Here is a 24,305-nt window from a genome sequence, read left to right on the forward strand (position 1 = left end):
CTAGCCCGCGCGCTTGCGCAGGCAGTCGATGTAGGCGGCGGTATCCGGCGGGGTGCCGTTGCGCTGCGAGGTCCAGATCATCTCGCCCAGGCATTCCATGATCTGGTGGTGCGCATCATGCTCGCCCAGCCGCTGTACCAGCGCGTTGTGGGCGGCGCGGATGCCGGGAGGCTGGTCGATCGACACCTGTTCGGCAATCGACAGGTGCATCGACAGGTGCAAAAACGGGTTCGGCTGGCCGCCTTCCACGGAATAGTCGCGCGCGATCGCGCTGTCGGCGTCAGCCAGGACGTCGGCGTATTCGGGATGCATGGCAATCCAGTCGGCCGCGATGGCATCCATCGGGGTCAGGACTTCGCCAGCGCGCTGCTTGCGGAACGCTTCGCAAAAGAAGCGCCGCACATCATGGGAGGACGGGGTGAACATGCGCGTATTGTACCGCGTGTCCACGCCGCAAAACATCATTCCCGCGGAGGCGGGAATCCATAACCGATGTGCGCGGGCGCCATGGATTCCCGCATTCGCGGGAATGAGCGTGCCCTAGCTCTTTCCTGGCACCAACACCAGCTGCTGCTCAGCAACCCGCTGTGGCTCGGCCGCCACGGACGGCGCCGCAGCCTGCTGGCTGCGTTGCGGATGCGGCTGGCGCAAATAGCGGGGCGTATGCCGGCGTTCCTGCCCGGCATGCGCCGGCCAGGACAGGAAGCGTGATAGTTCCTGCAATGCCCGCTGGTAGACGTCGCGCTTGAACTCAATCACGACATCGAGCGGCACCCAGTAATCATGCCAGCGCCAGGCGTCGAACTCCGGGTGGTCGGTCAGGCGCAGGTTCACTTCATTGTCGCGCGCGACCATGCGGAGCAGGAACCAGATCTGTTTCTGCCCACGGTAATGCCCGCGAATCTCGCGCTTGATGAAATGGTCCGGAACTTCATAGCGCAGCCAATCGCGGGTGCGCCCCACGATTTTGACATGCTCCTGGCGCAAACCGATTTCTTCCTCCAGCTCGCGGTACATCGCCTGTTCCGGCGTTTCGCCGTATTTAATGCCCCCTTGCGGGAATTGCCACGAGTGCTCGCGCACCCGCTTGCCCCACCACACCTCGTTCTGGGCGTTGAGCAGGATGATGCCGACGTTGGGGCGGAACCCTTCACGATCGAGCATAGTGCACCTCGAAACTTTCTGCGGCCGGGCGCCTTCTTACATTTTTACCCACATATCCGGGCATCCACCCGGTTTTCGCAGCGCGAAAACGGCGGATCCCACATCAAACGGGCCTGTTTGTATAAAGAATGGTCGCATCGGCCAGCTAATCCTTTAAAATTAGGTTGATTATAACTCTCTCTTTTTAAAAAGAATTCATCCATATGCGTGCCTCCCGTTTTTTTATTTCAACTCTTAAAGATGCGCCTTCCGACGCCGAAATCGTCAGCCACCAGCTGATGATGCGCGCCGGGATGATCAAACGACTCGGTTCCGGCATCTATACTTACATGCCGACCGGTCTGCGCGTGATCCGCAAGGTCGAAGCGATTATCCGGGAAGAAATGAACAAGGCTGGCGCCATCGAACTGCTGATGCCGCTCGTCCAGCCAGCCGAACTGTGGCAGGAAACTGGCCGCTGGGAAAAAATGGGCCCTGAGCTGATGCGCGTGAAAGACCGCCACGGCCGCGAATTCGCCATCCAGCCGACCTCGGAAGAAGTGATCACCGACGTCGTGCGCGGCGAGATCAAGTCGTACCGCCAGCTGCCGCTGAACTTCTACCATATCCAGACCAAGTTCCGCGACGAGCGCCGTCCGCGCTTCGGCCTGATGCGCGGCCGCGAATTCACCATGAAGGACGCCTACTCGTTCGACCGCGACCTGGCCGGCATGCAGGCGTCGTACAAGATCATGTACGACGCGTACACCGCCATTTTCACCCGCTTCGGCCTGAAGTTCCGCGCAGTCGCTGCCGACAACGGCGCCATCGGCGGCACCGGCTCGCATGAATTCCACGTCATCGCCAGCACCGGCGAAGATGCCATCGTCTACTGCCCGACCTCCGACTACGCGGCCAACATGGAAGCGGCAGAAGCGCTGCCGCTGGCTGCCGAGCGCGCAGCGCCTAAGCAGGACATGGCCAAGGTGGCGACCCCGAACACCACCAAGTGCGAAACCGTGGCCGAACTGCTCAAGATCGACCTGAAGCAGACCGTCAAGTCGATCGCGCTGACCGTCGAACGCGAGCTCGAAGGCAAGGTCACCAAAGAGAACTGGCTCCTGCTGCTGCGCGGCGACCATGAGCTCAACGAAATCAAGGTCGGCAAAGTACCGGGCCTGTCGAACCACCGCTTCGCCACCGAAGACGAAATCCGCGAAGCCTACGGCACCGTCCCTGGCTACCTCGGCCCGGTCGGCACCCAGCAGCCGGTCCGCGTGGTGGCCGACCGCACGGTCGCCAACATGACGGACTTCGTCTGCGGCGCCAACGAAGAGGGTTACCACCTGACCGGCGCCAACTGGGGCCGCGACGCGCTCGAACCAGAAGTGGCCGACCTGCGCAACGTGGTCGAAGGCGACGCTTCGCCGGACGGCAAAGGCGTGCTGGCGATCGAACGCGGCATCGAAGTGGGCCACGTGTTCCAGCTCGGTACCGCCTACTCGGAAGCGATGAAGGCCACCTTCCTCGACGAAAACGGCAAGCCTGCACCGCTGCAGATGGGCTGCTACGGCATCGGCGTAACCCGCATCCTGGGCGCGGCGATCGAGCAGAACTTCGACGACAAGGGCATCATCTGGCCGACCTCGATCGCGCCGTTCGAACTGGTCCTGTGCCCGATGGGCTACGACCGCAGCGAGATGGTCAAGGAAGAAACCGACAAGCTGTATGCGTCGCTGCAGGAAGCCGGAGTCGACGTCATCATCGACGACCGCGGCCTGCGTCCCGGCGCCATGTTCGCCGACTGGGAGCTGATCGGCGTGCCGCACCGCGTTGTGATCGGCGAGCGTGGCCTGAAGGAAGGCAACCTGGAATACCAGGGCCGCCGCGATACCGAAGCGACCGCAGTGCCGGCCTCCGGCATGGTGGACTTCATCAAGGGCAAACTCGCCCAGTGAAAAGCAGGGCAAGCGCAAGGCGCATCGCCGGCACCGCGCTGGTGGTGCTGCTCGCCTGCGCCAGCGTGGCTCAGGCGGGCAACCAGAAAGAAGAAGCGATGGCGGACTCGGTTCGCCTTGCGCTTGCCAACGCCATCAAGGACGCGCGGCCGCCCAAGCCCGTGTTCCGCGACGAAGCGTCGCGCCAGCGCTACCAGCGCTGGCTGGCAACGATGTCCGAGCGCCTCAAGCGCAAGATCCCCGATGAGCAGTCGCGCACCGAGTTCCTCGAAGCGGCCTGGTACGAATCGAGCAGGGCAGGGCTCGACCCTGGCCTTGTGCTCGGGCTGATCCAGGTTGAATCGGCCTACCGCAAGTACGCGGTATCGATGGTCGGCGCGCGCGGCTACATGCAGGTGATGCCGTTCTGGGCGAAGGTCATCGGCGACAACGACCGCAGCAAACTTTTCCACATGCAGACCAACCTGCGCTACGGCTGCTCGATCCTGCGGATGTACATCGATATGGAGAAGGGCAACCTGTACCTGGCGCTGGGCCGCTACAACGGCAGCCGCGGGAAGCCGAAGTACCCGAACGCGGTGCTCGGCGCATGGAAGAAGTGGGAATTCCACGAATAACTCAACAAACATAAGGCACAACATGCGACTTCACCTCGTTGCGGCCGCCGCATTGGTGGCGACCCTGGCCGGATGCGCCACGGCGCCGCCACAGCAAACGGCAGGCGCCAAGCCGAAGAACATCATCTTCTTCCTCGGCGACGGCATGGGTATCAACACGCTGACCGCGGCGCGCATCTACGCTGTGGGCGAAGAAGGCCAGCTGACGCTCGACACGCTGCCTGAATCCGCGTTCGTGAAGACCTTCTCGAACGACGCGCAGGTGACCGACAGCGCGGCCTCGATGACGGCCTACATGACAGGGGTGAAGGCGAACAATGGCGTCATTTCGATGGGTGCTGTCACGCTGGCCGAAATGGCCAAGCGGCGCGGCATGTCGGCCGGTGTGGTGACCACCACCCGCGTCACTGACGCAACGCCTGCGGCGACCTATGCGCACGTTCCGAAGCGCGAGCTTGAGGGCGAGATTGCCGCATCGCTGGTGCCAGGCGGCGCCGGCTACAACGCAGCCCTTGGCCCGGCCGGGCTCGATGTCGTGCTGGGCGGCGGCGTCGACGCTTTCGCCAAGCGCAGCGACGGCCGCAACCTGCTGGCCGAACTGCGCGCGAAAGGCTACCGAATGCCGGCGAACACCGCCGAACTCAAGGCGCTCGACGAACGTGCCGGCCAGCCGGTGATCGGCCTGTTCGCACCCTCGGACATGAACTTCAACGCCATGCGCGACGCGGCAAAGGAGCCGAGCCTCACCGAGATGACGTCGAAAGCCATCGGCGTGCTGTCGAAGAACCCGAACGGCTTCTTCCTGATGGTGGAAGGTGGCCTGATCGACCTGGCCCTGCATTCGACCAACGCCAAGCGCGCGCTGCAGGAGACGGTGGCCTTCGACCAGGCGCTCAAGGCAGCGATTACGCAGATGGAGGCAATCGACCCGGGCCTGAAAAACACCTTGATCGTGGCGACCGCCGACCATGACCACACCTTGCTGTTGAACGGCTACGCAAAACGCACCGGCCCGACAACGGCAACGCAGCCTGGCGTGCTTGGCCTGCTCAAGCAGGTTTCGGACGGCAAGCCGCGCCGCGACCTCGATGGCGCGCCGATGACGATCATCGGGTTCGGGACCGGCGAGAACCGCGTGAAGGGCAGCCGCGCATCGCAGGCCGGGCTGACCGACGAGATTGTCAGCGCCGACGACTACCACCAGGAAGCGGTGGTACGCATGGAGCCCGGCAACGAGACGCACGGCGGCACAGACGTTTACCTGGGCGCGATCGGTGCGGGAGCGGAAGGCTTCCACGGCACCATCGACAACACGCACGTCTTCAACGTCATCAAGGCGGCAGCCGGCTGGTAAGCCGCGGCGCACACGAACAGGAACCAACGATGAAACCAAACCGAATCCTCGCGCTGCTGCTGGCTGCGTCCATCGCAGCAGCCGCACCGGCGTTGGCCGCCGGCCCTGCAAAGAACATCATCTTCTTCCTCGGCGACGGCATGGGCCCGACCACCATCACCGCCGCGCGCATCTTCAAGTACAAGGAAGAGGGCCTGCTCAACTTCGAAAAGTTCGAACGCACCGCCCGCATCAAAACCTATTCGAACGACGCCCAGACTACCGACAGCGCACCGTCGATGGGTTCGTACATGACCGGCATTAAGATCAACAACGACGTTATCTCGATGGCGGACGCGAAACCGGTATCGCCGGTGAAGGACGCCAACGGCAACGCCACCATCGACCGCTGCGGCGAAGGCAACGGCCGCGCGGCGCCGACGATCCTTGAACTGGCCAAGGCCAGTGGCAAGGCCGTGGGATCGATCACGACCACCGAACTGACGCACGCCACGCCAGCCTCCACGTTCTCGCACGTGTGCGACCGCGACGCGGCGTATTTGATTGCGGCGCAGGTGGTGCCGGGCGGCGCAGGGTACAACACCGCGCTGAAGGACGGCGTCGACGTGCTGATGGGAGGAGGGCGGAACCACTTCACGCCATACGACAAGGAGCGTAATCCGAAAGGCCGCGCGGACGGCCGCGACATGATGGCGGAGTTTGCCGCGCGCGGCTATACGGTGGCGCTGGACCGCAATGGCATGCAGGCGGCGCCCCTGGCGCGCAAGTTCGTCGGCATCTACAGTGCCGATACCCACCTGGACTTCGAATCTGCGCGCCGCCCGGAACAGCCAAGCCTGTCGGAGATGACGCGCAAGGCGATCGACCTGCTGGCGCATGACCCGGATGGCTTCTTCCTGATGGTCGAAGGTGGCAAGATCGATCATGCGCTGCATGGATCGAACGCCAGGAATGCGCTGATCGATGCGGTGGCGATGGACGATGCGGTGCAGGCGGCGGTCGACAAGATGCGCGCGACCGATCCGGGGCTCAAGAACACACTGATCGTGGTCACCGCTGACCATGACCATACGCTGACGTTCAACGGGTATGCAAAGCGCGGCAACCCGATCCTCGACATCGTGCGCAGCTACCACGACGGCCAGCCGGCGCGCGATGCCGACGGCAAGACCTACACGACGCTGGTGTTCGGCAACGGCCCGAACCGCAAGGGCGAGCGGGTCGATGTGACCAGTGAACAGGCGCTGGCGGATGATTATCACCAGGAGACCGGTGTGCGAACGACCACGGAAAGTCACGGTGGCGGCGACGTCAAGCTCTTCGCTACGGGCGCGGGATCAGCAGCGTTCAAGGGGACGATGGAGAACACCAGGGTGTTCCACCTCATGAAGGCGGCGTTCGGATTTTAAGCGTAAGGCACCGCGAACGGTAGGGCGGATAAGCGCGAAGCGCGCATCCGCCATGCGCCGTGTTGAACCAACCTACGGATGACGCACTACACGTACGAGCAGGTCACCCGACGTGCAAATCGAAAGCCGTGAGCCACATGAAACCAAGCGCGAAATCGAAGCGGTACGAACCTAACGTGGTGCCAAAGGCCGAGCGGGTTACCAACATCCTGCTGGCGTTGGTCCTGCTCGTGGTTGCCGCAATCGCATTTTTTACCGGCCGCCTCGATTTGTCAGGAAGGCGGCTACGATGGGGCGTGTTGGAGGGCGGATCAGCATGGCTAATGGCCAGTGCATTTCTGGTCGCGGCGCTCGTGCTGCTCGTGGCAATCATCGATCATTACGACAGGCGAGATAACGAGACCTACTATAGGGCCTTCAACTGGGCGGCGCCACGTTTAGGCTGGTGCTTGGCAGGCTCTGCATTAATTACTCACCTCTATATAGGCTTTGCGCGGTGACGAAGCTATTTCACTTCATCACTGCTGCGTACGGATTGACGACCGCACACGCGGCGGATGCGCGCTTTAATCAAACGTCCGTAGGGCGGATAAGCGCGAAGCGCGCATCCGCCGATCTGCGTCGACGAGACGCCAACCCGGCGGATGCGCTTCGCTTATCCGCCCTACGAACCCCTGTTCACGCCACGGCTAAAACAAAAAGCCCCGGTTCTTCAACCGGGGCTTTTTTTAATTTGCTTGGACAGCTAATTCTTATTATTTCAGGTGGTCGGAAATGAGCTTGGTCATTTCGAACATCGAAACCTGGGCTTTGCCGCCGAAGACAGCTTTCAGCTTGTCGTCTGCGTTGATCATGCGGCGGTTCGCTGCGTCTTGCAGGTCTTGCTTCTTGATGTAGTCCCAGACCTTCTTGGTCACTTCAGTGCGCGGCAGTGGGGTCGAACCAACAACTTGTGCCAGTACATCCGACGGCGTCATCGCCTTCATGAAGGCTGCGTTAGGCTTGCGTGGAGCTGCTGGTTTCTTCTCTGCTGCAGCTTTTGCTGGAGCGGCCTTCTTGGCAGCTGGCTTTGCCGCTGCTTTTTTTGCTGGCGCTGCTGGGGATTTTTTGGCTGTTGCCATCTTCGAGCCTCCTAAACGAACACATGGGGAAATTGCGCAATTGAACGCACCGGCCTATATTGGTGGGGTTTTACTGTTGTTGCAAGTGTTTTTCGAAAATTTTGGCCGTTTTCATAGGGAGAACGCCATTTTTCGCCCCTTGCAGACAGTCAAAGGGGGGACTTGCCCCCCTTTTGCTTAGCGCATCCCGCCCGGCATCATGCCCTTCATCGAGCGCATCATCTTCATCATGCCGCCGCCCTTGAGCTTCTTCATCATGGTCTGCATCTGCTCGTACTGGGCCAGCATGCGGTTCACCTCCTGCACCTGGACCCCGGCGCCGGCCGCGATGCGGCGCTTGCGCGTGGCCTTGATCAGCTCCGGCTTGGCGCGCTCCTGCGGCGTCATCGAGTCGATGATGCCGACCATGCGGCGCACCTGGCGGTCGGCCTGGTCCATGTTGGCGCCGCCCGCGGCTTGCTGGAACTGGGCCGGCAGCTTGTCGACCAGCGAGGCCATGCCGCCCATCTTCTTCATCTGTCCGAGCTGCGACTTGAAGTCGTTCATGTCGAAGCGGCCGCCAACCTTGATCTTGTTGGCCAGGTCCGCAGCTGCCTTTGAATCGACGCCTTTGCGCGCTTCTTCCACCAGCGCCAGGATGTCGCCCATGCCAAGCACGCGGTTGGCCATGCGCTGCGCGTCGAACGCTTCAAGGCCGTCCAGTTTTTCGGAGACGCCGGCGAACTTGATCGGCTTGCCCGTGATGTGGCGGACCGACAGCGCAGCACCGCCGCGCGAATCGCCGTCAAGCTTGGTCAGCACGATACCGGTCAGCGGCAGCGCGTCGTTAAAGGCCTTGGCCGTGTTGATCGCGTCCTGGCCGAGCATCGCGTCGACGACGAACAGGGTCTCGATCGGCTTGACCGCTTTGTGGACCGCGCTAATCTCCTGCATCATCGCTTCGTCGATACCGAGACGGCCGGCAGTGTCGATGATGACCACGTCGTGGTAGTGCTTGCGCGCCCAGTCCACCGCGGCCAGCGCGATGTCGACCGGCTTGTCGGCGCTGGTCGACGGGAAGAAGTCGGCGCCAACCTGCTTGGTGATGGTTTCGAGCTGGGCGATCGCGGCGGGACGGTAGACGTCGGCCGACACGGTCAGCACTTTTTTCTTCTTCTGCTCGCGCAGGTATTTGGCGAGTTTACCGACGGTGGTGGTTTTACCCACACCCTGCAAACCGGCCATCAGGATAATCGCCGGCGGCTGCTGCGCAAAACTCAGTTGCGACGCTTCGGGGCCGAGGTCGGCGCCCATCAGGGCGGCCAGCTCGCGCTGGACTACGCCGACCAGGGCCTGGCCTGGCGACAGCGAAGCGATCACTTCTTCGCCCAGCGCCTTTTCCTTGACGCGGGCGATAAATTCGCGCACCGCGGGCAGCGCCACGTCGGCTTCGAGCAGCGCGAGGCGCACTTCGCGCAGCATGTCGGCGGTGTTCGATTCGGTCAGACGCGCCTCACCGCGCATGGTCTTGACGACCTTGGCAAGGCGTTGGGTTAAGTTATCTAGCATGGGAGACCTGGCTAATAAGAGGCATACAGCGAAAAATGCCGGCACGTAGCCGGTTGCGCCGACATTTTACCCTATGTGGCAGCCATCTCCAGCCTACCCGCGCCGCATACGCAAAGCCGTCCATCTTAAGCAATCGCAAACTTCGGCTTGTTGTAGTTTGACACTTAATGCCTCCCCTTATGCTAATCGGTCGAAACTCTCCAAAACCGGGGTCAGGCCCTTATACCGTTCAGTTAACCCGTGCCGCCGGCTAGGACTGCCCTTCCCAAATTCGGGGTCAGACCACAGGTTTTTTGAAACATTTCCCAAATCGGGGTCAGACCACAGGGTTTTTGAAATATTCCCAAATGGCGGTGGTCTGACCCCGATTTGGGAAAGATGTACATATAAAAATATTGCTGAGTAATGCGGGCCGGCGGTCGGCTGGGCGGGCCGCGATGGTGTAAACTTGGCCGTATGCAGACCTACCTCCTTTTCGCTGCCGCGCTGCTGTATGCCGTGTGTGCGGCGCTTCCTACCCGGCTGGGCACGCTCATTTCCAGTGTCACCGCAGGCGCATGGCTGTTGCATGGCGCGGCGTTGTGGCAGGGAATGATGGGGCCCGGAAGCTTGCGCGTCGGTTTCGCGTCGATGATTTCCGCCGCCATGTGGATCTCGGTAATGGTGTATTGGCTCGAGAACCGCAACTTCGCGCTCGATGGCCTGCGCCGGCTTGTCATGCCGTCCGCCGCCCTGGCCGCTATCTTGCCGGCCGTGTTTCCCGGCAGCGTGTTCCAGCTCGATCATGCCGCGCCTGCCTTCGGCTGGCATATCGCCGTGGCCATCCTCGCGTATAGCACCCTGACCATCGCCGCCTTCCATGCCGTGCTGATGGCGCTGCAGGAGTCGCGCTTGCACGCGCGCCCCGCAGGCAGTGGGTGGTTCGCCAGTGCGCTCGACCAGCTGCCCGCGCTGCTGACGATGGAAAAGCTGCTGTTCCGGTTGATCGGCGTCGGCTTCGTGCTGCTGACACTGACCGTCTTGTCGGGCATCCTGTTCTCCGAGCAGTTGTTCGGCATCGCGCTGAAATGGGATCACAAGAGCGTGTTCGCGATGTTGTCATGGGTGCTGTTTGCGTCGCTGCTGGCGGGCCGCCGCTGGCGCGGCTGGCGCGGCAAGACGGCCCTGCGCTTTACGCTGGCCGGCTTCGCGACCCTGGTGTTGGCTTATGTCGGCAGCCGGTTTGTTCTTGAAGTTGTTTTGCACCGAGGGATCGCATGACCCGTATTTTGTTTTGGATCGCCTTAATTATCCTGGTGGTGATGGCTGTCCGCGCCAAGCTGCGCGCAATGACGCCCAAGCAGCCTGGCGCCGAACGCACGCCGCGCGAGCCGGAGCAGGTTGAGTCGATGGCCAAATGCGCCCATTGCGGCGTGTATTTCCCGGCTTCGGAAGCGGTGCGTGCGGACGGGCTGGATTATTGCAGCCCCGCCCACGTCCGCCTTCCCGCGCAGTAGCCGCCGATGGGACGCTGGCATGCGCTGTCGGCCGAGTCGCGCTCGACCTTCTGGCGCTCGCTCCAGACGCTGAACATTTCGCGCGTCGTCATCGCGCTGGTCCTGCTGGTTTACTTGACTTTCAACGGCCGCGGCGTCAGCGACAGCGGCCAGTTCCTGTACGCCGAAACCTGCGCCGCCTACCTGATGCTGGCGATTGGCTTCGCCGTGCTGACCCAGTACTGGCGCCACCGCTTCCTGCTGCAGCTGTCCAGCCAGGTCGCGGTCGACATCGTCGTGATCTCGTTACTGTACCTGGCCGGCGGCGGCGTGCGCAGCGGCCTGGTGATCCTTTACCTGTTCCCGCTGGCCGGCGCTGCGATCCTCGCGCCGCTGGTGCTGGCGCTGTTTTCCGCCGCGCTGGTGACCCTGTTCCTGCTGGCCGAGACGACATGGCAGGTACTGGTCCAGCAAAGCACCGGCAGCGTGATGCAGGCCGGCCTGTACGGCGCGGCGTTCTTCGCGATTGTCCTGGCTGTGAACAGCCTCGCTGCAAAGCTGATCCGGCAAGAGGAACTGGCGGCCGAACGCGGCATCGACCTGACCACCCAGCAGGCCATCAACCAGATCGTGATCGCCGATGTAGCCGACGGCGTACTGGTGGTGGGGCGCGATGGCCGTGTCCTGGCCAGCAATCCGGCGGCGCGCAATATGCTTGGCCTTGCCGATGGTGAGGTCGATTTCGCACTGGGCGACATTCCGGCGCTGGCGCCTGTGGCCTTTGCCTTCGTCGGCTGGCAGGAGCTGGCGGAGGACGCCGAACGCAGCGAGCCGCACGCCGCCTTCGTCACGATCAAGCCATATCACGAGGCGCCCGCGCCCGGCACCACATTGACCCTGTCCGGCCGGCGCGAGCTGTCGGCCCACCTCAAGCTGCGCTTCGCGCGCGTCGATACGCCCGCTGGCGCGGCCGAGCGCTGCGTGATCTTCCTGCACGACGTGACAGCGATCGAGAACCAGGCCCAGGAGCTCAAGCTGGCGTCGATGGGGCGCCTGACTGCCAGCATCGCGCACGAAGTGCGCAACCCGCTGTCGGCCATCGGCCACGCCACCGCGCTGCTGGCCGAAGACCTGCAAACGCCCGTCCACGCGCGCCTGCTGAAGATCGTCGGCGACAACGTGGCCCGCGTGGACCGCATGGTCGAAGATATCCTGAAGCTGTCGCGCAAGGTGCAACCCAACGGCGAACCCCTGTACCTCGACGCTTTCCTGTCCGAGCTGAAGGCGGAATTCCAGGAAACCTACGGCCTGGCCGATGATATAGTCTGGGTCGGCAACAGCGGCAGCGCACCGGTGCGCTTCGATGCGCTGCACCTGCGCGAAGTTGTCATCAACCTGCTCACCAACGCGATCCGCTACGCCAGCCGCCTGCCGGCCAGCATGCGCCTTTGGGTGGTGGAGACGGGCGGCCAGATGGAGCTGCACGTGCAGGATGATGGCCCGGCCATCACGCCCGAAGTCCGCTCGCACCTGTTTGAGCCGTTCTACACAACGTCGAGCAAGGGAACCGGGCTTGGCTTGTACCTCGCGCGCGAGCTGTGCCTGAATAATGAAGCGAAGCTCGATTACGAGTATCGCTTCGACGCCAATGCATCAGGCCAGCAGAAGGCCAGCGGCAGGTTTGTTATTACATTTGCGCCGCGCGCGTGATGCGGTCCAGTACCAGAAAGGCAGCGCAATGAGTTCTCCACGTATCCTGGTTGTCGACGATGAGGCCGACCTGCGCGAGCTGCTCGAGATAACGCTCCTGAAAATGGGCCTGGACGTGGACAGCGCCGAAACGCTGGGCGAGGCGCGCGCCTTCCTCGCCAAGGCTGAATACGCGCTGGTGCTGACCGACATGCGCCTGCCCGACGGCCTCGGCATCGAACTGGTGCGCGAAGTGACGGCACTATATAAAGGCACGCCGATCGCGGTGATCACCGCTTACGGCAGCGCCGAGAACGCGGTGGTCGCGTTGAAGGCGGGCGCCTTCGATTACGTGACCAAGCCGGTGGCGCTCGACCAGCTGCGCATCATGGTGCAGTCGGCCCTGCGCCTGTCGACGGCGCAGGGCGGCCAGGCGGAGCCCGAAGCCGGCACGCCATCGCGCCTGATCGGCAATTCGCCAGCGATGCAGTCCTTGCGCGCCCAGATCGGACGGCTGGCGCGTTCGATGGCGCCCATTTCCATCACCGGCGAATCGGGCAGCGGCAAAGAGCTGGCCGCGCGCGAAATCCACGCGCAAAGCTCGCGTGCTTCCAAGCCTTTCATTGCTGTGAACTGCGGCGCGATCCCCGAAGCGCTGATGGAAGCGGAGTTCTTCGGCTACCGCAAGGGCGCGTTTACCGGCGCAGCCGAGGACCGCGATGGCTTCTTCCAGGCGGCCAACGGCGGCACCCTGATGCTCGATGAAGTGGCGGACCTGCCGCTGGCAATGCAGGTCAAGCTGCTGCGCGCCATCCAGGAGCGGCGCGTGCGCAAGATCGGCGCGACTGCGGAGGAGCCGGTGGACGTGCGCCTGATCAGCGCCACCCACCAGGACCTGGCCAAGTGCGTCGAGACTGGCAAGTTCAGGCAGGATCTGTTCTATCGACTGAATGTGATCGAGCTGTCGCTGCCGCCCTTGCGCGAACGGCTCGACGACCTGGGCATCCTCGCCGGCGCGGTGCTGGACCGGCTTGCAGGCCCCGGCCAGGCGAAGCTGGGGCCGCAGGTGCTGGAGACGCTGGCCGCCTATTCCTTCCCTGGCAACGTGCGCGAACTTGAAAATGTGCTGGAACGCGCGCTCGCATTTGCCAATGACGGCGTGATCGAAGTGGGGGACTTGTCGCTCAAGAGCGCGCGCCTGGCCGAGCCTTCCGCGGCTTCAATGCCTGCGCAGGCGCCGGTGATCGATGTGCCCGCGCCGGCCGCGCCAGTGGCCAGCCCCATGTCGGCCGCGGCGCCCGCGGGTCCCGATACGCTCCCGAGCAACCTGCCAGAGTACCTTGAGCAGGTTGAACGCGATATCATCCTGCGCGCACTGGCGCAGACCCAGTTCAATCGCACGCAGGCTGCCCAGCTGCTGGGCATTAGCTTCCGCCAGCTGCGTTACCAGATGCAGAAGCTCGACATCCACGCGCCTGAGGACTGATCAAACGAAATCCGTAGGGCGGATAAGCCCGCAGGGCGCATCCGCCGGGTTGGCGTCGGGTCGGCGCATAATTCGGCGGATGCGCCCGGTGTGCTTGTCCGCCCTACCAAAGCGGTGCGCCGGGCCGGTTTTTCCAGCAAAAACCAGGGCTTCGCAAGGGCTGTAAAGCCTCGACAGACCCACCATAAAATCACCAAAACTTTCGTCTTGACGGGCTTGATGTTAGTGCTTACTCACGCGGTAGGTCAGCGCGGACGGGACCTGTGAAATGTCAAGCGCGCGGACCGAAAAAAATGCCAAATAAATTAGACTTTCATGGTCTGAAAGCTATTGCAACGGGATGGGTGCGGCACTACAATTAGTGTCATTCGATAGCAATGCACTAGATGTAGTGGTACCCGAGATCCTCAACCCGATTGTTCCAAAGCGCTCATAAGGCCTTGATCTTGCGTTATAAAAACCTTTTTTGATAGTGTTTCCCCTACCAGGCAGCACCGCTCGGAAGGGGTATTTTTTTGCTTTTTTGATTTGTTCGCGAACCGGCATCCCCGGTTTTACTCATAACAATCGGCGGCAGCAAAACTGTACGTCGTTCCTGGAGAGACTATGCAAACTTCCCAAGACATTTCCACCACCAACCACGTCACACCAGGGACGGGCACGGCAGCGCATTCGGGCGCCGCCATCGTTGCCAACGGCGACTACCGCATCATCCGCCGTAACGGCGCAGTGGTCGCGTTCGAGCCGTCGAAAATCGCCGTCGCCATGACCAAAGCCTTCCTCGCCGTGAACGGCGGGCAGGGCGCCGCTTCCGCGCGTATCCGCGAGCTGGTCGAGCAGCTGACCGACAACGTCGTCTCGGCACTGGTGCGCCGCCAGCCTTCCGGCGGCACCTTCCATATCGAAGACGTGCAAGACCAGGTGGAACTGTCGCTGATGCGCTCGGGCGAGCACGATGTCGCGCGCGCCTACGTGCTGTATCGCGCAAAGCAGATGGAAGAGCGCAAGGCGCTCAAGCAGGCGCAGGGCGGTTCGGCTGAAGTGGCGGCGCCGCAAATCCACGTGACCGAAAACGGCGAACGCCGCCTGCTGGACATGAACCAGGTCACCGGCCTGATTAACGCCGCCTGCATCGGCCTGGAAAAGCACGTCGACGCCGACGCTATTTTGGCCGAGACGGTCAAGAACCTGTACGACGGCGTGCCAGTCGAAGAACTGCACAAGTCGGCCATCCTGGCAGCGCGCGCGCTGATGGAAAAAGATCCTGCGTACTCGCAGGTGACCGCACGCATCCTGCTGCACACGATCCGCAAGGAAGTCTTCGGCAAGGAAGTCGCGCAGGCCGCAGCCGCCGCCGCTTATGTCGACTACTTCCCGCAGTACATCGCCAAGGGCATCGAAAACGAACTGCTCGACCCTGAACTGGCCAAGTACGACCTGGCCAAGCTGGCCAAGGCGCTGGTCGCCGACCGCGACCTCCAGTTCGGCTACATCGGCCTGCAGACCCTGTACGACCGCTACTTCCTGCACGTGCGCGATGTCCGCATCGAGATGCCACAGGCGTTCTACATGCGCGTCGCCATGGGCCTGACCCTGCGCGAAGAAAACCGCGAAGCGCGCGCCATCGAGTTCTACAACCTGCTGTCGTCGTTCGACTTCATGAGCTCGACCCCGACCCTGTTCAACTCCGGCACCCTGCGTTCGCAGCTGTCGTCGTGCTACCTGACCACCGTGTCGGACGACCTCGAAGGCATCTACGACGCCATCAAGGAAAACGCACTGCTGGCCAAGTTTGCCGGCGGCCTGGGTAACGACTGGACCCCGGTGCGCGCGCTGGGCGCCCACATCAAGGGCACCAACGGCAAATCGCAGGGCGTCGTGCCGTTCCTGAAAGTGGTCAACGACACCGCCGTCGCGGTCAACCAGGGCGGCAAGCGCAAGGGCGCGGTCTGCGCCTACCTGGAAACCTGGCACATGGACATCGAGGAATTCCTCGACCTGCGCAAGAACACCGGCGACGACCGCCGCCGCACCCACGACATGAACACCGCGAACTGGATTCCCGACCTGTTCATGAAGCGCGTGATGGAAAAAGGCACCTGGACCCTGTTCTCGCCATCGGAGACGCCTGACCTGCACGACAAGGTCGGCAAGGCCTTCGAAGAAGCCTACGTCGGCTACGAAGCCAAGGCAGCCGCCGGCGAAATGCGCGTCTTTAAGAAGATCGAAGCGCTCGACCTGTGGCGCAAGATGCTGTCGATGCTGTTCGAAACCGGCCACCCATGGATCACGTTCAAGGACCCATGCAACATCCGTTCGCCGCAGCAGCACGTTGGCGTGGTCCACAGCTCGAACCTGTGCACCGAGATCACCCTGAACACCGGCCCGGACGAAATCGCTGTCTGCAACCTCGGTTCGGTCAACCTGCCGGCCCACATGAAGGACGGTAAGCTCGACACCATCAAGCTGCAAAAGACGGTTCGCACCGCGATGCGCATGCTCGACAACGTCATCGATATTAACTACTACGCCGTCGAAAAAGCGCGTAACGCCAACATGCGCCACCGTCCGGTCGGCATGGGCATCATGGGCTTCCAGGACTGCCTGCACATGATGCGCGTACCGTATTCGTCGATGGCCGCGGTGGAATTCGCCGACAAGTCGATGGAAGCTGTCTGCTACTACGCCTACCTGGCGTCGACCGAGCTGGCCGAAGAACGCGGCCGCTACGAGTCGTACGAAGGTTCGTTGTGGGACCGCGGCATCCTGCCGCAGGACTCGGTCAAGCTGCTGGCGGAACAGCGCGGCGGCTACCTGGAAGTCGATTCGTCCGAATCGATGGACTGGACCGTGGTGCGAGAGCGTATCAAGCAGTTCGGCATGCGTAACTCGAACTGCGTGGCGATCGCTCCGACCGCGACGATTTCCAACATCATCGGCGTGTCGGCATGTATCGAGCCGACCTTCCAGAACCTGTACGTGAAGTCGAACCTGTCGGGCGAATTCACCGAGATCAATTCGTACCTGGTGCGCGACCTGAAGGCGCGCGACCTGTGGGACGAAGTGATGATTTCGGACCTGAAGTACTTCGACGGCTCGCTGGCCAAGATCGACCGCATTCCTCAAGACCTGCGCGACATCTACGCCACCGCGTTCGAAGTATCGCCAAGCTGGCTGGTGGAAGCGGCATCGCGCCGCCAGAAGTGGATCGACCAGGCCCAGTCGCTGAACATCTACATGGCTGGCGCATCGGGCAAGAAGCTGGACGAGACCTACAAGCTGGCATGGCTGCGCGGCCTGAAGACCACTTACTACCTGCGCACCATCGCGGCGACGCACATGGAGAAGTCGACTTCCCGCACCGGCGCGCTGAACGCGGTTGCGGTGGACGGCGGCATGTCGGCCAGCGCGATGGCGGCGGCAGCACCATCTGTGGCGGCAGCGCCAGCGGCGGCAGTCGAAGACGGCGCGGCCTGCTACCTGCGTCCGGGTGACGACGGTTTCGAGGAATGCGAAGCCTGCCAGTAAAATATTGACCGTAATCGGCGGGTGCGCGCTTTGCGCTTACCCGCCCTACGAATTTCGGAATACGAATATCGGGGACGGTGCCGTAGGGCGGATAAACGAAGTGCATCCGCGGACACGGGACCGGGACCAACGATCTAAGAAGGAATACGACTATGTTGTCATGGGATGAAGAAACAACGCCAGCAGCCCGTCCAGTGCCGATGGGCGCCGCCGAGCCGGAAGCAGATGCTGCCCTGGTAGCCAAGCGCGTCCACGCGGACGACAAGCGCATCATCAACGGCAAAACCGACGTCAACCAGCTGGTGCCGTTCAAGTACAAGTGGGCTTGGGACAAATACCTGGCCGGCTGCGCGAACCACTGGATGCCGCAGGAAGTTAACATGCAGCGCGACATCGAGCTGTGGAAGAACCCGAACGGCCTGACCGAAGACGAGCGCCGCCTGGTAAAGCGCAACCTCGGCTTCTTCGTGACCGCCGACTCGCTTGCCGCCAACAACATCGTGCTGGGCACCTACCGCCACATCACGGCCCCTGAGTGCCGCCAGTACCTGCTGCGCCAGGCGTTCGAAGAGGCGATCCACACCCACGCCTACCAGTACATCGTGGAGTCGCTGGGCCTGGACGAAGCCGAAATCTTCAACGCCTACAACGAAGTCAAATCGATCCGCGACAAGGATGAATTCCTGATTCCTTTCATCAACACGCTGACCGACCCTGCGTTCACCACCGGCACCATCGAAAACGACCAGAAGCTGCTGAAGTCGCTGATCGTGTTCGCCTGCCTGATGGAAGGCCTGTTCTTCTACGTCGGCTTTACCCAGATCCTGGCGCTGGGCCGCCAGAACAAGATGATGGGCGCGGCGGAGCAGTACCAGTACATCCTGCGCGACGAGTCGATGCATTGCAACTTCGGCATTGACCTGATCAACACGATCAAGATGGAAAATCCGCAGCTGTGGACGCCAGCGTTCCGCGAAGAGATCAAGCAGCTGTTCCTGAAAGCTGTCGACCTCGAGTACGCGTACGCCGAAGACACGATGCCACGCGGCGTGCTGGGCCTGAACGCGACGATGTTCAAGGGTTACCTGCGCTTTATCGCCAACCGCCGCGCGACCCAGATCGGCCTCGAAGCGCTGTTCGCCCAGGAAGAAAATCCATTCCCATGGATGAGCGAAATGATCGACCTGAAGAAAGAGCGTAACTTCTTCGAGACCCGCGTCACCGAGTACCAGACCGGCGGCGCGCTGAACTGGGAATAATCCTGCTCTATATATAGAGGGTGTTCGCGCCCGTCGATTCGAAAGCCCGCCAAGTGCGGGCTTTTTTACACCCTTACAAATCTCGCGCCATGTGCATATGTTGCATCTTTTGCAAAGATGCTGGACACTTCATCCGACGCTGGAATATGCGCCAACGACATCGACCAACTACGGGATCTCACAAAGATGAAAAAGAAATCGACTCTGGGACTTGGCGCGATTGCGCTCGGCATGCTGATGGCTGGCCAGGCTGTGGCCGCGGATGAATACCATGCATTGCTGAAGGACCGGAAGTTTGCGGAAGTCGAAAAGGCCGCAACTGCAAAGCTGGCCCGGGACCCGGCCGACGCGAGCGCGATGATCGCTCGCACCAAGGCGATTCTCGGCGTGCGCGACGGCCGCTATGACGAAGCTGCGGCGCAGGCGGAGAAGTGCGTCGCCAGGCACCCAGCCAATGGCGGTTGCCATCTCGCGCTGGGAAAAGCGCTCGGCAGTAAGGCGGTCGCGGGCGGTATCACCTCCGCTATCGGATATGCCGGCACCATTCGCGATTCATTCAAAAAAGCGGTCGAACTCAATCCGCGCGATTACGAAGCCCGTTTCGCACTGCTCGACTATTACATGATGGCGCCGTTTATCGTCGGCGGCGGCGATTCGAAAGCCCAGGCGCTTGCGCGCGAGACGGCAAGCCTGAATGCCGAAGCGGGAAAGCTGATGTCGGTCAGCCTCGACCTCAAGGGCGATAACCTCGCCAAGGCCGAGGCAGGCGTCCTTGCGATCAAACCCGGCGCCGACGACGCGATCGGCCAGCGGCACGAAGAGCAGCTGATGGCAGTGGGCGCAACCCACTTAAGTGAAAAGAAATACAGTGACGCCGCGCGTGTACTTGGTGAAGCCCAGAAGCGCTATCCGGATAGCCCGGTGATTGCATTCGTGGTCGCACGCGTGCACCAGGAGCAGGGCAAGCATCGCGAAGCGCTGGCGGTGTTGGACGAGGTGGTGACCAAGACTCCGCTGCCGCATGTTTATTACCGGATGGCCAAATCGCTTCAGGCAGTTGGCGACAAGGCGAAGGCGGCCGCAGCTTTTGAAAAAGCGTTGTCGTTCAAAGCCGGGCTCGCGAAATCGATGCGGACCGATTCGGAAGAGCAGCTCAAGACCTTGAAAAGCTAAGACCTGTGATGTCCGATGTGCGCGCATACAAATGCGCGCGCACACATCGCGTGTTCAAGTTGTGGAAAAATCCCAACGGTTTGAGCAGTGAAGCGCGAGAGCGCGCGAGCGGTGCGCGAGCCGTGCACGGCAGCGCTCGCACGCGGCGCAAAAACGTTGGTGTCACAAGCACGCGAGCGCAAAATTTTCGCGCGAAGATCGTGGAAGTTATGACGTCGCCGGCACCGGAAATGATGACGCCGGCGGCTCTTCAAACGGCGCATCGCGCAATCATCCCCGACGCAAAAAATAGCGTGCGATTCTCATCGGCCGCCGGCTCGTTCCCGGACTTTTCCGAGCCAGCAAACACACATTTTATTGGCGCTGTATTCTCGCCGGCGGCGGACGTCAGAATGGACGCACGCTACACGCGCGCAAAAAATTTTCGTGACTAATCAATGCATTGCGAATTCGTGTGCGTCAAACGACGGATCCGCAGGCGCTGGTTTGCCAACGCAAATTGCTTGGCGCGCGGTGGGGAACCAAGCGCGGGCGCACGCATATCGGCACGGGTTTGTGCTGAAGTGAAGCGGGCATAAACGTCGCGTTGCGCGGTCATGCGAGCTACCGTTTTGCCGCCATTCGCGGCGCCGAAAGTCGATGCGCTGCGCCGCCTGGCGTGCGTGAAAACGATGGCGGCGGCGTGCGCGGGATGCGCCGAAAAAAAGGCGCGCGTCGTCATCGCGATGCGCGCACGCGGCGCCACTTTGAAGCGCGTATAAAGCGATTCTTCAAACCGCACGCGCAGATGCATCGCATCGCATTCTTAAAAGCCGCACGAAACTTCGGTGCGCCAGTTGCGCACTGACAAGGTTTTCGTGTACTTTACGTGATTGAATTTGTCAAAACGTGAATGTGTGTTTTTGAACCACGCGCGATGGCAAACAAACGAATAAAAATGGGACGCTGAATCCAACGGATATGCACTTAAAACACGCCGCGAAAACTGAGCCGCACTGCCCGATTTTTTCGGGCATGGCGGCTTTTTCGTTTCGCGCATGTGCAAGTGTGTGAAGAAGGCAGCGCACCGGAACACTGAATTTGTCGTATCTGAAGTTTGGATTTTTTTACCGTCCCCGGCAAGATTGGACGGAAAACGACTATGGCTGAAGTGCTGCAATCGTGAGGAGTTGCAGCAGTTCAGCTGGTGCCGAATTCATTAGCGCAAACACAGAACCAGTTTGTGCCGATGAATAATTCGCCTGGCCTGACTATCGGTCGGACGGGTTTAAATCTTGTAAGTTGAATCTATCCCATCGAAGATGAAGGAGAACTCAAATGGCAACAGCCGCAAAGAAAACCGAAGCTAAGAAGCCGGCCGCGAAAGCAGCCGCCAAGCCAGCAGCGAAAGCTGCAGCAAAACCAGCAGCGAAGAAGGCAGCAGCCAAGCCAGCAGCTAAGCCAGCAGCGAAGAAGGCAGCAGCTAAGCCAGCAGCGAAGAAGGCAGCAGCGAAGCCAGCAGCTAAGCCAGCAGCAAAGAAAGCAGCAGCCAAGCCAGTAGCGAAGAAAGCAGCAGCTAAGCCAGCAGCTAAGCCAGCAGCAAAGAAAGCAGCAGCTAAGCCAGTAGCGAAGAAGGCAGCAGCTAAGCCAGCAGCAAAGAAGACCGCGTCGAAAGCAGCAGCCAAGCCAGTAGCGAAAAAAGCAGCGGCCAAGCCAGCAGCGAAGAAGACCGCGTCGAAAGCAGCAGCGAAGCCAGTCGCCAAAAAAGCAGCAGCTAAGCCAGCAGCAAAGAAGACTGCGTCGAAAGCAGCAGCGAAGCCAGTCGCCAAGAAAGCAGCAGCTAAGCCAGCAGCCAAGAAAGCAGCAGCCAAGCCAGCAGCAAAGAAAGCCGCAGCTAAGCCAGCAGCAAAGAAGGCAGCAGCTAAGCCAGTAGCGAAAAAAGCAGCAGCTAAGCCAGCAGCCAAGAAAGCAGCAGCTAAGCCAGCAGCTAAGACTGCAGCTAAGCCAGCAGCGAAGAAGGCAGCAGCCAAGCCAGCAGCTAAGCCAGCAGCGAAGAAAGCAGCAGCGAAGCCGGCAGCGAAAGCAGCAGCCAAGCCAGCAGCAAAGCCAGCAGCGAAGAAAGCAGCAGCGAAGCCAGCAGCTAAGCCAGCAGCTAAGCCAGCAGCCAAGCCAGCAGCGAAAGCAGCTCCGAAAGCAGCAGCTAAGCCAGCGGCAAAGCCAGCAGCTCCAGCGGCCAAGCCAGCAGCAGCGCCAGCGGCCAAGCCAGCAGCAGCTCCTGAAAAGGCAGCAGCACCTGCGCCAGCAGCACCGGCACCAGCAGCCAAGACTGTCCTGGCTCCAGCAGCAGCATGGCCTTTCCCGACCAGCAGCCGTCCGTAATAGCCAGCTGTGCCTGGATAAGGCAAAATACCGCTGTGTGACACGTTTCACACAGCGGTTTTTTTTTGTGCGCCAGCCAAAGGTTCACGTGGCCACGCGCATGCGCGGCCGGTAAATTATCAAGGAGTCCTTGTGCTCGTCATTCTCAAGTTGATCGTCGATGCGGCCGCCACCATCCTGGGCGGTGTCCTGTTGCTGCGTTTCTGGATGCAGGCGATCCGCGTGCGCCCGCCTTCATCGGTAGCGCAATTTACCTTTACGCTGTCCGACTGGCTGGTGCGCCCTTTGCGCCGCATCGTGCCGGGCGTGGGTGGCTATGACTGGGCAAGCCTGATCGGCGCGTTCCTGGTCGTGCTGCTGGCCACCTCGGTGGTACTGCTCACCGGCGCTTCGGGCGAGGCGATGTTCCTGCTCGCGCTCTACCGCTTCCTCACCTGGATCATCTACGGCTTCATCGCCCTCCTGATCATCGAGGCGATCTTCAGCTGGGTGAATCCGCACGCGCCCCTGGCGCCGTTCGTGCGCGCGCTCAACGACCCGCTCCTGCGTCCACTGCGCCGCGTGGTGCCGCTGGTGGGCGGGCTTGACCTGTCGCTGCTGGTGGCCCTGATACTGCTGCAGATCGCCCAGGTCGTACTTGGCATGGTATTCGGCTTCCGGTGAGTCGCACCTGGTGCTCCGCGCTTCCTGGCGGAGTGCGGCTGGCGGTGCAGATCACCCCGAACGCAAAGAAAACTGAAGTGATCGGGGTGCTGGACGAAGCCCTCAAGCTCAAGCTGCAGGCGCAGCCGATCGAGGGCAAGGCGAACGAGGCGCTGGTGCGCTATCTGGCCGAGACGCTCTCCGTGCCGCGCAGCGCAGTCACGATCACGCACGGCCACACCAGCAAGCGCAAGCTGGTTGAGGTGAAGTCTGCGACCCTGACGGCGGAGCGGGTGGCAAGCCTGCTGCTGCCACCCGGCGCCTGACTGTCAGCGGCGCACCTTCAGCAGTACCAGCCCGGTATTGGCCAGCGCCGCAATCGACCCGTTATCCGACACAGCCAGCGCGCGCGTCACATGGATCCCGCGCGGCGGGGCGTGCAGCTGGGTGTTCAGGTCCACCATGCCCTCTGCTGGCGTCCACGATACCGCGCGTTGCAAGGGATCGGTTTCAGTCTGGGACGAGCCCACCACCACCCCGCTGGCGTTGACTGCCACCGCTTCCGAGAACAGTCCACCGAGCGTACCGATGTCGCGCATCGACGTCCCGTCATGGACGAAGCCATGCTGTGCGCCACTCTGGCTGGTCGCATTGCCGACCACTACCCCGGATTCGTTCATGTCCATCGCCTCGGATACGCCCGTCCCGTCGAGTGATCCCAGGTCCGCCATCACGCCGTCGGAGTAGCGGAATGCGCGCATCACCCCGTCCGCGTTGAGCGACCAGCCGGCAACCTGCCCGGCCTCGTTAATGACTTTGGCGAGCGCGCGGTGGCCGCCCAGCGTGCCCAGGTCCTGCAAGCCGGTTGCGGCCTTGCTGTCGTAAATGAAAGGGCGCATCGCCTCGCTGTTGGCGAAGAAAGAGTAGCCGGCGACGAGGCCGCGGGAATTGATCGACAGTGCAAAGCTGTTGCCTCCGAAGCTGCCAAGATCCCGAATGGCGCCGTCGTGGACGAAGGCGTGTACGCCGCCCGGCGCGGCCGACCACCCGGCAACCACGTCGCAATCGTTGACGGCATAGCCGACCGACTCTCCCCCCAGCGAGCCGAGGTTGCGCAAGGTCCCGTCGTACAGGAACGCCTGCGGCAGCCCCACTGCAGGCTCGGCCCATCCGGTGACATGGCCACATCGGTTGATACCGTTGGCCTGCGAGTTCGCGCCGCCGAATGTTCCAATTTCAAACAGCCGCGTGCCATCGTAAAGGAAGGCACGGGTACCTTCGTCGGAAAAGTTGTGGCCGGTAACCTGCCCGTTGGCGTTGATTCCATGTGGATTGATCACGCCATAGGTCTCCCCGCGCGGGTTCAGCGGGATGACGTCATAGGTGAGCGCATGTGGGCCGGGCGGGTGTGGAGGGGGATGTGGCTTGTCCGAACCGCCGCATGCGGCGAGAAGGCCAGCGAGGCCGAGGGCAAACAGGGTGGGAGCGGTGAGCGGTGCATGCATGGCGGCCTCCTGAACAAGTTGTACTTCAGTCTAGGCCGCT

23 protein-coding genes are annotated in these 24,305 nt (G+C 61.9%); 15 read left to right on the forward strand and 8 right to left on the reverse strand.

Going from position 1 to position 24,305, the window contains the following annotated elements; all coding sequences use genetic code 11:
• Nucleotides 1–426, reverse strand: a complete 426-nt coding sequence (locus LMJ30_RS20440; protein WP_229434408.1) for a DUF1841 family protein — start codon at nucleotides 424–426, stop codon at nucleotides 1–3.
• A 114-nt stretch (nucleotides 427–540) separates the two neighbouring features.
• Complete coding sequence (locus tag LMJ30_RS20445) at nucleotides 541–1,164, reverse strand: RNA pyrophosphohydrolase (RefSeq protein ID WP_229434409.1); 624 nt, start codon at nucleotides 1,162–1,164, stop codon at nucleotides 541–543.
• Nucleotides 1,165–1,367: 203 nt separating this feature from the next.
• On the opposite strand from LMJ30_RS20445, the gene LMJ30_RS20450 reads away from it, so the two are divergent.
• The 5 genes from LMJ30_RS20450 (at nucleotide 1,368) to LMJ30_RS20470 (ending at nucleotide 6,981) form a co-directional block, all read left to right on the forward strand.
• Nucleotides 1,368–3,101 (forward strand): proline--tRNA ligase, encoded by a 1,734-nt coding sequence (locus tag LMJ30_RS20450; RefSeq protein WP_229434410.1) that lies wholly within the window; start codon nucleotides 1,368–1,370, stop codon nucleotides 3,099–3,101.
• A 98-nt stretch (nucleotides 3,102–3,199) separates the two neighbouring features.
• On the forward strand, nucleotides 3,200–3,718 hold the full coding sequence (locus LMJ30_RS20455; protein WP_371873070.1) for a lytic transglycosylase domain-containing protein: 519 nt from the start codon (nucleotides 3,200–3,202) through the stop codon (nucleotides 3,716–3,718).
• Between the two features lie 22 nt (nucleotides 3,719–3,740).
• Nucleotides 3,741–5,072: an alkaline phosphatase gene (locus LMJ30_RS20460; RefSeq protein WP_229434411.1), complete on the forward strand. Its 1,332-nt coding sequence runs from the start codon at nucleotides 3,741–3,743 to the stop codon at nucleotides 5,070–5,072.
• Between the two features lie 29 nt (nucleotides 5,073–5,101).
• On the forward strand, nucleotides 5,102–6,481 hold the full coding sequence (locus LMJ30_RS20465) for an alkaline phosphatase (RefSeq protein WP_229434412.1): 1,380 nt from the start codon (nucleotides 5,102–5,104) through the stop codon (nucleotides 6,479–6,481).
• Nucleotides 6,482–6,618: 137 nt separating this feature from the next.
• Nucleotides 6,619–6,981, forward strand: a complete 363-nt coding sequence (locus LMJ30_RS20470) for a hypothetical protein (protein WP_229434413.1) — start codon at nucleotides 6,619–6,621, stop codon at nucleotides 6,979–6,981.
• A gap of 255 nt (nucleotides 6,982–7,236) precedes the next feature.
• Here the strand turns inward: LMJ30_RS20470 and LMJ30_RS20475 are convergent, their stop codons facing one another.
• Nucleotides 7,237–7,602, reverse strand: a complete 366-nt coding sequence (locus LMJ30_RS20475) for an SWIB/MDM2 domain-containing protein (RefSeq protein ID WP_229434414.1) — start codon at nucleotides 7,600–7,602, stop codon at nucleotides 7,237–7,239.
• A gap of 177 nt (nucleotides 7,603–7,779) precedes the next feature.
• Complete coding sequence (gene ffh / locus LMJ30_RS20480) at nucleotides 7,780–9,150, reverse strand: signal recognition particle protein (protein ID WP_229434415.1); 1,371 nt, start codon at nucleotides 9,148–9,150, stop codon at nucleotides 7,780–7,782.
• Nucleotides 9,151–9,606: 456 nt separating this feature from the next.
• On the opposite strand from ffh, the gene LMJ30_RS20485 reads away from it, so the two are divergent.
• The 8 genes from LMJ30_RS20485 to LMJ30_RS20520 all read left to right on the forward strand — a co-directional run bounded on the left by LMJ30_RS20485 (nucleotide 9,607) and on the right by LMJ30_RS20520 (nucleotide 20,194).
• The gene (locus tag LMJ30_RS20485) at nucleotides 9,607–10,410 is read left to right on the forward strand and encodes a cytochrome C assembly family protein (RefSeq protein WP_229434416.1); all 804 of its coding nucleotides are present in this window, start codon (nucleotides 9,607–9,609) and stop codon (nucleotides 10,408–10,410) included.
• Entirely contained in the window at nucleotides 10,407–10,646 is a 240-nt protein-coding gene (locus LMJ30_RS20490; RefSeq protein WP_229434417.1) for a PP0621 family protein, read from the forward strand. The genes LMJ30_RS20485 and LMJ30_RS20490 overlap by 4 nt, the downstream gene beginning before the upstream one ends.
• Before the next feature lie 6 nt (nucleotides 10,647–10,652).
• Nucleotides 10,653–12,335 (forward strand): sensor histidine kinase, encoded by a 1,683-nt coding sequence (locus tag LMJ30_RS20495; RefSeq protein WP_229434418.1) that lies wholly within the window; start codon nucleotides 10,653–10,655, stop codon nucleotides 12,333–12,335.
• 28 nt (nucleotides 12,336–12,363) lie between these two features.
• Complete coding sequence (locus LMJ30_RS20500; protein ID WP_229434419.1) at nucleotides 12,364–13,800, forward strand: sigma-54-dependent transcriptional regulator; 1,437 nt, start codon at nucleotides 12,364–12,366, stop codon at nucleotides 13,798–13,800.
• 606 nt (nucleotides 13,801–14,406) lie between these two features.
• Entirely contained in the window at nucleotides 14,407–17,328 is a 2,922-nt protein-coding gene (locus tag LMJ30_RS20505) for a ribonucleoside-diphosphate reductase subunit alpha (RefSeq protein ID WP_229434420.1), read from the forward strand.
• A 152-nt stretch (nucleotides 17,329–17,480) separates the two neighbouring features.
• Nucleotides 17,481–18,587 carry a ribonucleotide-diphosphate reductase subunit beta gene (locus LMJ30_RS20510; protein WP_371873060.1) on the forward strand — a complete coding sequence of 369 codons (1,107 nt, stop codon included), beginning with the start codon at nucleotides 17,481–17,483 and terminating at the stop codon, nucleotides 18,585–18,587.
• Nucleotides 18,588–18,773: 186 nt separating this feature from the next.
• Nucleotides 18,774–19,760: a tetratricopeptide repeat protein gene (locus LMJ30_RS20515; RefSeq protein ID WP_229434421.1), complete on the forward strand. Its 987-nt coding sequence runs from the start codon at nucleotides 18,774–18,776 to the stop codon at nucleotides 19,758–19,760.
• Between the two features lie 8 nt (nucleotides 19,761–19,768).
• Nucleotides 19,769–20,194, forward strand: a complete 426-nt coding sequence (locus LMJ30_RS20520) for a hypothetical protein (protein WP_229434422.1) — start codon at nucleotides 19,769–19,771, stop codon at nucleotides 20,192–20,194.
• On the opposite strand, the gene LMJ30_RS20525 is transcribed toward LMJ30_RS20520, so the two are convergent.
• The 3 genes from LMJ30_RS20525 to LMJ30_RS20535 form a co-directional block, all read right to left on the reverse strand.
• Nucleotides 20,191–20,553: a hypothetical protein gene (locus tag LMJ30_RS20525; protein WP_229434423.1), complete on the reverse strand. Its 363-nt coding sequence runs from the start codon at nucleotides 20,551–20,553 to the stop codon at nucleotides 20,191–20,193. The genes LMJ30_RS20520 and LMJ30_RS20525 overlap by 4 nt on opposite strands.
• Before the next feature lie 520 nt (nucleotides 20,554–21,073).
• On the reverse strand, nucleotides 21,074–21,907 hold the full coding sequence (locus LMJ30_RS20530) for a hypothetical protein (RefSeq protein WP_229434424.1): 834 nt from the start codon (nucleotides 21,905–21,907) through the stop codon (nucleotides 21,074–21,076).
• Between the two features lie 32 nt (nucleotides 21,908–21,939).
• A complete protein-coding gene (locus LMJ30_RS20535; protein ID WP_229434425.1) occupies nucleotides 21,940–22,089 on the reverse strand; it encodes a hypothetical protein in 150 nt (49 codons plus the stop codon).
• Nucleotides 22,090–22,250: 161 nt separating this feature from the next.
• Here LMJ30_RS20535 and LMJ30_RS20540 point away from each other — a divergent pair, with 161 nt between their 5' ends.
• Both LMJ30_RS20540 and LMJ30_RS20545 read left to right on the forward strand, forming a co-directional pair.
• Nucleotides 22,251–22,781 carry a YggT family protein gene (locus LMJ30_RS20540; RefSeq protein ID WP_443094043.1) on the forward strand — a complete coding sequence of 177 codons (531 nt, stop codon included), beginning with the start codon at nucleotides 22,251–22,253 and terminating at the stop codon, nucleotides 22,779–22,781.
• Entirely contained in the window at nucleotides 22,778–23,086 is a 309-nt protein-coding gene (locus tag LMJ30_RS20545; protein WP_229434426.1) for a DUF167 domain-containing protein, read from the forward strand. The genes LMJ30_RS20540 and LMJ30_RS20545 overlap by 4 nt, the downstream gene beginning before the upstream one ends.
• Nucleotides 23,087–23,089: 3 nt before the next feature.
• Here the strand turns inward: LMJ30_RS20545 and LMJ30_RS20550 are convergent, their stop codons facing one another.
• Nucleotides 23,090–24,265: a hypothetical protein gene (locus tag LMJ30_RS20550; protein ID WP_229434427.1), complete on the reverse strand. Its 1,176-nt coding sequence runs from the start codon at nucleotides 24,263–24,265 to the stop codon at nucleotides 23,090–23,092.
• Nucleotides 24,266–24,305 lie beyond the last annotated feature (40 nt).

This window comes from Massilia agrisoli, assembly GCF_020831365.1.
Lineage (GTDB): Bacteria > Pseudomonadota > Gammaproteobacteria > Burkholderiales > Burkholderiaceae_D > Telluria_A > Telluria_A agrisoli.